Annotated in this window: 12 protein-coding genes; 2 read left to right on the top strand and 10 right to left on the bottom strand. The window is 55.4% G+C overall.

Going from position 1 to position 9666, the window contains the following annotated elements; all coding sequences use genetic code 11:
* Positions 1-478 precede the first annotated feature (478 nt).
* Positions 479-904, top strand: a complete 426-nt coding sequence (locus tag N7922_RS14210; protein ID WP_263096911.1) for a CopD family protein — start codon at positions 479-481, stop codon at positions 902-904.
* Between the two features lie 6 nt (positions 905-910).
* Here the strand turns inward: N7922_RS14210 and nth are convergent, their stop codons facing one another.
* The 10 genes from nth to blr form a co-directional block, all read right to left on the bottom strand.
* A complete protein-coding gene (gene nth, locus N7922_RS14205) occupies positions 911-1543 on the bottom strand; it encodes an endonuclease III (protein WP_263096910.1) in 633 nt (210 codons plus the stop codon).
* A complete protein-coding gene (locus N7922_RS14200; RefSeq protein ID WP_263096909.1) occupies positions 1543-2238 on the bottom strand; it encodes an electron transport complex subunit E in 696 nt (231 codons plus the stop codon). The genes nth and N7922_RS14200 overlap by 1 nt, the downstream gene beginning before the upstream one ends.
* A 3-nt stretch (positions 2239-2241) precedes the next feature.
* On the bottom strand, positions 2242-2862 hold the full coding sequence (rsxG, locus tag N7922_RS14195) for an electron transport complex subunit RsxG (RefSeq protein WP_263096908.1): 621 nt from the start codon (positions 2860-2862) through the stop codon (positions 2242-2244).
* 9 nt (positions 2863-2871) lie between these two features.
* Positions 2872-3924 carry an electron transport complex subunit RsxD gene (gene rsxD, locus N7922_RS14190; protein WP_263096907.1) on the bottom strand — a complete coding sequence of 351 codons (1053 nt, stop codon included), beginning with the start codon at positions 3922-3924 and terminating at the stop codon, positions 2872-2874.
* Positions 3925-6027: an electron transport complex subunit RsxC gene (rsxC, locus tag N7922_RS14185; protein ID WP_263096906.1), complete on the bottom strand. Its 2103-nt coding sequence runs from the start codon at positions 6025-6027 to the stop codon at positions 3925-3927.
* On the bottom strand, positions 6020-6598 hold the full coding sequence (gene rsxB, locus N7922_RS14180) for an electron transport complex subunit RsxB (protein WP_263096905.1): 579 nt from the start codon (positions 6596-6598) through the stop codon (positions 6020-6022). The genes rsxC and rsxB overlap by 8 nt, the downstream gene beginning before the upstream one ends.
* The gene (rsxA, locus tag N7922_RS14175; protein ID WP_017456621.1) at positions 6598-7179 is read right to left on the bottom strand and encodes an electron transport complex subunit RsxA; all 582 of its coding nucleotides are present in this window, start codon (positions 7177-7179) and stop codon (positions 6598-6600) included. The genes rsxB and rsxA overlap by 1 nt, the downstream gene beginning before the upstream one ends.
* Before the next feature lie 77 nt (positions 7180-7256).
* Positions 7257-7697: a DUF2569 domain-containing protein gene (locus N7922_RS14170; RefSeq protein WP_263096903.1), complete on the bottom strand. Its 441-nt coding sequence runs from the start codon at positions 7695-7697 to the stop codon at positions 7257-7259.
* Positions 7698-7785: 88 nt separating this feature from the next.
* Positions 7786-8001, bottom strand: a complete 216-nt coding sequence (gene ydgT, locus N7922_RS14165; protein ID WP_263096902.1) for a transcription modulator YdgT — start codon at positions 7999-8001, stop codon at positions 7786-7788.
* A gap of 241 nt (positions 8002-8242) precedes the next feature.
* A complete protein-coding gene (gene blr / locus N7922_RS14160) occupies positions 8243-8380 on the bottom strand; it encodes a division septum protein Blr (RefSeq protein WP_061495401.1) in 138 nt (45 codons plus the stop codon).
* A 209-nt stretch (positions 8381-8589) separates the two neighbouring features.
* On the opposite strand from blr, the gene N7922_RS14155 reads away from it, so the two are divergent.
* On the top strand, positions 8590-9630 hold the full coding sequence (locus tag N7922_RS14155; RefSeq protein ID WP_263096900.1) for an oxidoreductase: 1041 nt from the start codon (positions 8590-8592) through the stop codon (positions 9628-9630).
* The last annotated feature ends 36 nt before the right edge of the window (positions 9631-9666 follow it).

Below are 9666 nucleotides of genomic sequence, written 5' to 3'. Positions count from 1 at the left end.
TTAAAGGTGTATGTTCTGCTGTTTTGCTGATAATGCAGTGCATTGGACTGCTTTATAAAATGTATCTGGTTATATCTATGGGAAATGACTGCTTAAACTTTGTTCTATGGTCGACGTGTTCTGGCGAAGATGCGCTTTTTTAACAAGGCATTAGCAATGTAACGATTATCACAGGGCGGTAGGATTTTTTTCTTCTAAAAAAAGGATTAATCTCATTAAATGCGTATAAGAGGAGGATTATCAGCGTTCATCAGGACTGTTTCCGGATAATCCTCGACAAAAAACAACTTTCAAAGATGTGAAAGTCGTCACGTCGATGAATGATGGAAAATCAGCACGTTCAGGCAGCATTTCGGGCGGCGGCGACCTGCAGTAAATCAAAAATGTCGTACTTTTTGTGATTATGCCGCGCTTTGTTCATGACAGCGCGCGGTTGCGCTGTCAGACTTCTGTCTGTCCTTTTCTTCGGAGTTAAAACATGAATTTTCACCCGTGGCTCAATGCGTTGCATATTATTGCGGCGATTGTCTGGATTGGCGGAATATTAGTGATGGCAGTAGTAGCAAGCTGGAGCGCTGCACAGAAGGATTTGACCACTGTCTCTGGCCTGCTCAGGGATGTGCGTAGCTGGAGTCGCCGTGTAACGACGCCTGCGATGCTGCTACTGTGGGTCGCCGGGGTAGTGATGATTGTGGCGCACGGTCAGCTACCGCATATGTGGCTGGTGTTAAAACTGGTGCTGGTGGTGTTGCTCTCCGGCCTGCACGGTTTTCTCTCAGCAACGTTGCGCCGTATGGCGGCAGGCGAAGCCGTAAAGGGCGCAGGGATGATAGCGAAAGCCACCGCACTGACGATCATTGCGCTGGCGTTGATTATTCTGCTGGCCGTGATGCGCCCGTTCTGAGAATGCTCAGTCCGTCTTGTCGCCGTATTCGCACAGATCTTCGATAATGCAGGAGCCGCAACGCGGTTTACGGGCGATGCAGGTGTATCGCCCGTGCAGGATCAGCCAGTGATGGCAATCGACCTTAAATTCCGCCGGGACGACCTTCAGCAGTTTCTCTTCCACTTGCTCCACATTTTTGCCTGGCGCAAACCCGGTGCGGTTGGAGACGCGAAAAATATGCGTATCCACGGCGATTGTCGGCCAGCCGAAGGCGGTATTCAGTACCACGTTCGCCGTTTTGCGCCCGACGCCCGGTAACGCCTCCAGCGCCGCCCGATCTTCCGGGACCTCACCACCATGTTGTTCCAGCAAAATGCGGCAGGTCTTGATGACATTTTCGGCTTTGCTGTTAAACAGACCAATGGTCTTGATGTACTGCTTCACGCCTTCCACCCCTAACTCCAGCATCGCTTTCGGCGTATTCGCAACAGGGTAGAGCAAGGCGGTGGCTTTATTGACGCTGACATCGGTCGCCTGCGCGGAGAGCAACACCGCGATCAGCAGTTCGAACGGAGAGTTAAAATTCAGCTCCGTGGTGGGATGCGGATTGTTTTCCCGTAAGCGGGATAATATTTCCAGCCGTTTCGCTTTGTTCATTATGCCTTCCCGGGCGACGCCTGCGGATCTTCACTGGCGGCCGCTGCTGCTTCGCGTCGTTTTTTCATTTTTTGATCAATCAGATACTTCACGGCCAGCATCATGCCCAGGCCGATAAATGCCCCTGGCGGTAACATCGCCAGTAAAAAGGGCGAATCGGTATGGAACACTTCAATGCGCAGCACCTTTGCCCAACTGCCCAGTAACCCATCAGCACCGTCGAACAGCGTACCGTTGCCAAGGATCTCACGCAGGGAACCCAGTACAAACATAGCGCTGGTCGCGCCCATGCCGATAGAAAAACCGTCCAGTGCCGACAGCGCCGGGCCTTTTTTGGCAGCAAAGGCTTCCGCACGCCCCACGACAATACAGTTGGTGACAATCAGCGGAATAAAGATCCCCAGCGACTGATAGAGGCCAAACGCATAGGCATTGATCAGCATCTGCACGGCGCTCACCACTGAAGCGATAATCATCACGTAAATGGGAATTCGGATCTCATCCGGCGTCCAGCGGCGCAGGGAAGAGATAAACAGGTTGGTGAGGGTCAGCACCAGCGTGGTTGCCAGTCCCAAACCGAGGGCGTTGGTTGCGGTGGAGGTGACCGCCAGCAGGGGGCACATCCCCAACAACTGAACCAGTGCGGAGTTGTTTTTCCACAATCCCTGGACGATAACGTCTTTGACTTCGCTCATGGTTTACTCTCCACAAACCGGCAAACGGGGTAACTGCTCAGGGAGCGTCATCGCGTACAAGCCGGTGCGTTTTACCGCGTTGACGACTGCGCGCGGGGTGATGGTGGCGCCGGTGAACTGGTCGAAATCACCGCCGTCTTTTTTCACCGCAAAGTGGCTGTCGGTAGCGCCGTCTATTTTCTTCCCGGAAAAGTGGGTGATCCAGTCGGAAATACGCCGTTCAATTTTATCGCCAAGACCCGGTGTTTCGTGGTGCTCTGTGACGCGAACACCCAGAATAGTGCCATTAAAATCCGCGCCAACCAGCAATTGAATAGCGCCGGAATAGCCGTCCGGCGCAGTGGCTGCGATAATTGCCGCCACCGGTTGTTCATCTTTTTTGGCGATCCACAGATGATGCTGACCTTTACCCAGCGCCGGGTCGCTAACCAGATAACAGCTCTCTTGCAACGCGTTATTATAGCTATCGCCCGCGATAACCTGATCGAACAGCGTTTTTTGCTGTATCGCTGCCTGTCCGGCAATGGTGGTTTTGGTCATTTGATCGATGGCGGCCGTCAGCCCGGTAGAACCGGCGGCGAACAACGCCAGCGTCAGACCATGTTTGCGCATTGTTTTTAGCATACCGGCTCCTTAGCGATGCCCGTACACGCGCGGGCGCGTGTAGTAGTCAATCAACGGCACGGTAATGTTGGCCAGCAACACCGCAAAAGCCACACCGTCCGGATAGCCGCCAAAACTGCGGATCAACCACACCAGCAGACCAGCCAGTGCGCCAAAAATCAGGCGACCTTTATTGGTGGTAGAGGCGGTCACCGGATCGGTAAGAATAAAGAACGCCCCCAGCATCGTTGCGCCGGAGAGTAAATGAAGCTGCGGCGCGGCCAGCGACGCAGGCGAAAAGATCCAACCCAGCGTGGCGCAGAGAGCCAGCGTGACGAGGAAACTGACCGGAATATGCCAGCGAATGGTTTTTTGCCACAGCAGGAACACACCGCCAGCCAGATAACCGAGGTTGACCCACTGCCAGCCTGCACCTGCGAGCACACCGCTGTAAATCGGATATTGCATGATCTGCTCAACGCTGTGGCCGGCATGCAATGACGTTTTGAAGGTATCAAGCGGGGTCGCCTGGCTTATGCCATCGATACCGATACGCAGGTTTTCCATGGTTGCGCCTGTGGCGGTATGCCCGGTGAAAATCATCTGCATGGCATCGAGAAAACCGGGCGCGGTACGGGCGATGTCGTACGGCGGCAGCCAACTGGTCATCTGCACCGGGAAAGAGATCAGCAACACCACATAACCAATCATCGCCGGGTTAAACGGGTTATGCCCCAGCCCGCCATAGAGTTGCTTGGCGATGATCACTGCGAACACGGTACCCAGCACCACCATCCACCAGGGCGCAAGAGACGGAATACTGATGGCAAGCAGAAGCCCGGTAAGCAGGGCGGAGTTGTCTGCCAGAATCTGACCGACGCGCTGTTTGCGTAATGTCAGCACCAGCGCTTCTGCCGCCAGGGCGCTCACAATGGCGAGTACGATTTGTAACAGTGTTCCCCAGCCAAAAAAACATAATTGCGCCGCGATGCCGGGCAGTGTCGCCAGCGTGACCAGCAGCATAATGCGCGAGGTCTGACGCTGGTTATGGGTATAGGGGGAACTTGCGATTCTGAAAACCATTTAATCCTCGTTGACAGCTTGTTGCGCACTCTTTTTCGCCTGAACCCGGGCAATGGCGGCGGCAACCGCGGCTTTGCGTGGGTCATCATTGGCTGCCTGAGGCACCGCGGCCTGCGTCTGGGCTAATTTACGTGCTTTGGCACGCGCGATGGCCGCTTCGACGGCAGCTTTGCGCGGATCGACGGGCGCATCGGGCACCACAGGTTCTTCTGCGACGGTCGGTTGTGGCACGGCGGTTCCGCTTTGCGCCAGCTTGCGTGCTTTGGCACGCGCGATGGCTGCTTCGACGGCAGCTTTGCGCGGATCGACGGGCGCATCGGGCACCACAGGTTCTTCTACGATGGCTGGTTGTGGCTCGGCGGTTCCGCTTTGCGCCAGCTTGCGTGCTTTGGCGCGAGCGATGGCCGCTTCGACAGCGGCTTTGCGCGGATCGACGCTTTCTGCCGTCACAGGGTGTTCCTGCTCTGTGTTCTCTGCTTTTTCGGCCTGGCGCGCACGTGCCTGCGCTTTTCGCGCTTCACGGGCGGCGATTATTGCGCTGTTATCCGGCTGCTCGCCTGCCTGAATCACGACCGGCTGCGTGGCGGTAGCCTGTTTTTCACGGACGCGCGCCAGGGCCGCGTCAATCGCCTGCTGATCTTTCGCACCCGGTTGCACGGCGGCTTGCTTGTGGCGTTCGAGGCGCGCGAGTTTGTCGCGCTCCAGGCGCGCCTGGCGGGCTTCAAAGCGTGCTTTGGCTTCAGCGTTGCGTCGTTCTTCTTCGGCGATGGCGGCGATCTCCGCCTTTTCCTGACGGAAATATTGCACCAGAGGGATATTACTTGGGCAGACCCAGGCGCACGCGCCGCACTCAATGCAGTCGGAAAGATGGTGCGCAGTGGCTTTATCGTGCTGCTGACCTTTACTGAACCAGTAGAGTTGCTGCGGCAGCAAATCCGCCGGACAGGCATCGGCGCAGGCGCTACAGCGGATACACCCTTTCTCTTCTTGCGGCTCGCCCATTTCGCTTGCGGAGGGCGCCAGCAGGCAGTTTGTTATTTTGACAACCGGCACATCGAGCCACGGCAGGGTGAAGCCCATCAGCGGCCCGCCCATAATGACCAGTTGCTCCGCAGAGGGGCAGAAACCCGCAACATCGAGCAAGTGACGAACAGGCGTACCAAGGCGCGCCCAGACGTTGCCCGGCCGGGTGACCGCTTCGCCGGTTAAGGTCACCACGCGTTCGGTCAGCGGTTCGCCGTCGATGATGGCGCGTTTCACTGCATAGGCGGTTCCGACGTTTTGCATCAGAATGCCAATATCGGAAGAGCGCCCACCGTGCGGCACCTGCTTACCGGTGAGGATTTGCGTTAACTGTTTAGCGCCGCCGGATGGGTATTTGGTGGGGATCACTTTCAACTGAATATCGTGACTGCCCGCCAGCACGGCACGCATCATCGAAATGGCCTGCGGCTTGTTATCTTCGATGCCAATAATGGTCTGACGCGGCTGAAGAATGTGCACCAGGATGCGCACGCCTTCCATAATTTGTGCTGCACAATCCTGCATCAGACGATCGTCCGCCGTGATGTAAGGTTCGCACTCGGCAGCATTAATAATCAGCGTGTCGATTTTATCGCCGCCGCCCTGGAGCTTAGCGCCAGTCGGGAAGCCCGCACCGCCCAGACCAGCGACGCCGAACTGGTGGATACGCGTAATTAACGCGTCACGGCTATGGGAACGGTAATCCTGCCAGCCATCGCGATCGATCCAGCGGTCTTCACCATCGGCGTCAATGATCACGCTCATTTCCGGCAGTGCGGAAGGGTGCGCCGTCGAATGGGGTGCAATAGCGGCAATAACGCCGGACGTCGGCGCGTGTACAGGCAGCATGCGGCCGCGACCACGGGTCAGCGGCTGACCGCGCAGGACGGTGTCGCCCACTTTCACGCACAGCTCGCCTTCAGCGCCGATATGCTGTTTCAGGGGGATGACAAAACGGTTCGCCAGCGGTATCTGACGCAGCGGCGTTCCGTTGGATTGGGTTTTCATTTCAGGCGGATGAATACCGCCGTGAAAATCCCACAGTTTGTCTTTTCGGAAAGCGGAAAATAACTTAAGCATGTTGTTCCACAGCAATAGTGCGCACAGGAATGGTCTGCAAATCCCATTTCCAGTTACGGGTGGTCGCTTCCACCGGACGCAGTTCAATACACTGCGTCGGGCACGGATCCACACAAAGATTGCAACCGGTGCAAAGATCGCTCATCACCGTATGCATGGCGCGGGTTGCGCCGACGATGGCGTCCACCGGACACGCCTGGATGCATTTGGTGCAGCCAATGCAATTGTTTTCATCAATAATCGCCAGCATCCGCACCGGCTCCTGGGCGTCGGCATCGCCGTCAATCGGTTGAGGATCGACGTTCAACAGGGTGGCGATTTTGAGCATCACGGCTTCGCCGCCCGGGGCGCAGCGGTTAATTTTTTCGCCTTGTTTGCCCACGGCTTCAGCGTAAGGGCGGCAGCCAGGGTAGCCACACTGCCCGCACTGGCTTTGCGGCAATAACTCGTCAATTCTTTCAACGACCGGATCGTCTTCTACCGCAAAACGGCGGGAGGCGTAACCGAGAATAAGGCCGAATAACAACCCGAGCACGCTCAGGGCTGCAACGGCTATCCAAATCGCACTCATTACAGTTTCACCAGACCACTAAAGCCCATAAAGGCCAGAGACATTAAGCCCGCGGTGATTAATGCAATCGCATTGCCGCGAAAAGGGGCGGGCACATCGGCAACGGCCAGGCGTTCGCGGATCGCCGCAAACAGCACCATAACCAGAGAGAACCCTACCGCGGCAGCAAAACCATATAACGCCGACTGCATGAAGTTGTGCCCAAGGTTGATATTGAGCAGGGCCACGCCCAGTACCGCACAGTTAGTGGTGATCAGCGGCAGGAAGATACCCAGCAGGCGATAGAGCGCCGGGCTGGTTTTGCGCACCACCATTTCGGTGAATTGCACCACCACGGCGATAATCAGAATAAACGCCAGCGTGCGCAGATAGACTAAATCCAGCGGGATCAGAACCCAGGTATCGATGAGCCAGGCGCAGATGGAGGCCAGCGTCATCACGAAAGTGGTCGCCAGCCCCATGCCCATTGCGCTTTCCAGTTTTTTGGATACGCCCATAAACGGACACAAGCCAAGAAACTTCACCAGTACGAAGTTATTGACCAGTACCGTTCCGATAAATAGCAGCAGATAGTCTGTCATGATGTGGCCTGAAATAAAAAAAGCCGCCTATTATCGGTCAAACAGCACCGGGCGACAACAGGATAACTGTAAGGTTATTACGGATTAATAAAGGTCTTCTTAACGCGCGTGGAGCGCTTGAAATAGGGCACCATTAACGCGGCGGCAAGCAGCGGAAACAGCAACTGACGCAGGGCCAGTTCGTCGGAAACCGGTGAAAAAGCAAAGGCTTTCACCGCCAGCAAAACGGAAATCAGCAACCAGACGATGTAATGCTTCGGCACGCTACGGCGGCGTTTAAAAAAGGCAATCACCAGCCAGAAGGTGTAATACCAGATGCCAATCGCGCAGGCGAACGACACAAACCACAGCAGCGCATCGCGAAAGGGCATCGTACCGAGCATGGTGACGGTTTGCGGCGTCAATAATGCCGTTCCGTACATTAATAACGCCAGCGAAGTGCTGAACAATACCACCAGCAACCAGGCCAGAGGGCCGAGCAACCAGCCGCCGATTCTTTCTGCGGAGAGTGTTGTCATACTGCATTCCTCGCTCAGGGCATTATTGCGATAGGTTCATTGCGCCGGGCGACGAGTATAAAGCATTACACGTTGATTGCCAGTGGCGTTATTGCACGTAATGCCAGACGGATTTAGGAACGCACCCAATGTCAAACAGACGACCGCCGGAGACCAGCTCAGCGCGCCGATGGTCCGCTGCCCGGTACATATTGATGAGCTCTTCGTTATCGCTCAGGGTGTAGTTAAGGTGATCAAACAATTTTTCCAGACTTTCAAGCGAACTGATTTTGCGAAATTTTAATAAATAGTCCTGGACGGTCATGTTGAGGGTTATCCATATAATCAAAGAGGCAGAAATACAGGTGTGTATAATTCGTTCGAATAATAAACATTATTAACAGGACGTAAATAGTCGCTGATTGTTCTGCCATTAAATTAAGAGTTTTCTTTCCGAATGAAACCTGGCGCCAGAACAGCGCCCGGTAGAAGAGTAACGATCTTCACCATAACTGGCAATAAACATCTGCTTGTTTATTTACTCGCCGCAAGGCGTGCACAGCACGCTATTTTTTCTGTGCAACGATGCTTTGTTCCGGCGGCTGGTAATTATCAATATGGCTGGCGAAAACCAACAGTATGGTTGATACGCCGAGCACGACCCAGCCCATTAATTCAATGATCCGATTGAAGATTGCGGCCATACTTCTACTACTCCCTGATGTTAGCCCACGCATGTTACTGATACCGCCCGTTGGCGGCAAGGCGTTGATCCAGGATTTAAGCAGATTCCAGGCCAGGAAACCAGGGCTGAACGATGTTTATTTAAACGATCTGCCCGGCAATAACTGAACGGTTGTCGCCACCGGGCAGATAGTGTGAAATAGCTCATCCAACGAGGAGAGGCCGCAATATGAGTGATAATATCCGTGTCGGATTAATCGGTTATGGCTATGCCAGTAAAACCTTCCACGCGCCGCTGATTGCCGGAACGGCAGGAATGGAGCTGGCGGCGATTTCCAGCAGCGATGAAGCGAAAGTGAAAGCGGATTGGCCTACAGTGCCGGTTGTTTCGGAACCTAAACACCTGTTTAACGATCCGCAAATCGATTTGATCGTCATCCCGACCCCCAACGATACGCACTTCCCGCTGGCGAAAGCGGCGCTGGAAGCCGGTAAGCATGTTGTGGTGGACAAACCCTTTACGGTGACGTTGTCACAAGCCCGTGAACTGGATGCGCTGGCGCGCAGTCTTGGGCGTGTGCTGTCGGTGTTCCACAACCGCCGTTGGGACAGCGATTTCCTGACGCTAAAAGCGCTGCTTGCCGACGGTACGCTTGGTGAAGTGGCGTATTTTGAATCCCATTTCGACCGCTACCGCCCGCAGGTGCGTAACCGCTGGCGCGAACAGGGCGGTCCGGGCAGCGGGATCTGGTACGACTTAGCGCCGCACCTGCTCGATCAGGCGGTTAACCTGTTTGGTTTGCCTGTTTCCATGACGGTCGATCTGGCGCAGTTACGCCCCGGAGCCCAGTCAACAGACTATTTCCATGCGGTGCTCTCTTACCCGCAGCGTAGGGTAATACTGCATGGTACCCTGCTGGCGGCGGCTGAATCTGCCCGCTATATTGTGCACGGCAGCCGTGGCAGTTATGTGAAATACGGTCTCGATCCGCAGGAGGAGTGTCTGAAAAGCGGCGCGCGCTTGCCACAGGCGGACTGGGGCTATGACATGCGCGATGGGGTGTTGACTCGCGTGGACGGCGAAGAGCGTCAGGAAGAGAACTGGCTAACGCTGCCGGGAAATTACCCTGCTTATTATGCCGCGATCCGCGATGCGCTGAACGGCGTCGGGGAAAACCCGGTTCCAGCCAGTCAGGCTATCCGGATCATGGAACTGATTGAACTGGGTATTGAGTCGGCGAAACACCGCGCCACGCTGAGTCTCACCTGAGGATGAACCGCTCACGCCAGAACGTGAGCGGTTTTT

The sequence above is a fragment of the Kosakonia sp. ML.JS2a genome (assembly GCF_025642095.1).
Taxonomy (GTDB): domain Bacteria; phylum Pseudomonadota; class Gammaproteobacteria; order Enterobacterales; family Enterobacteriaceae.
This window is presented reverse-complemented; position numbering and strand designations above follow the sequence as displayed.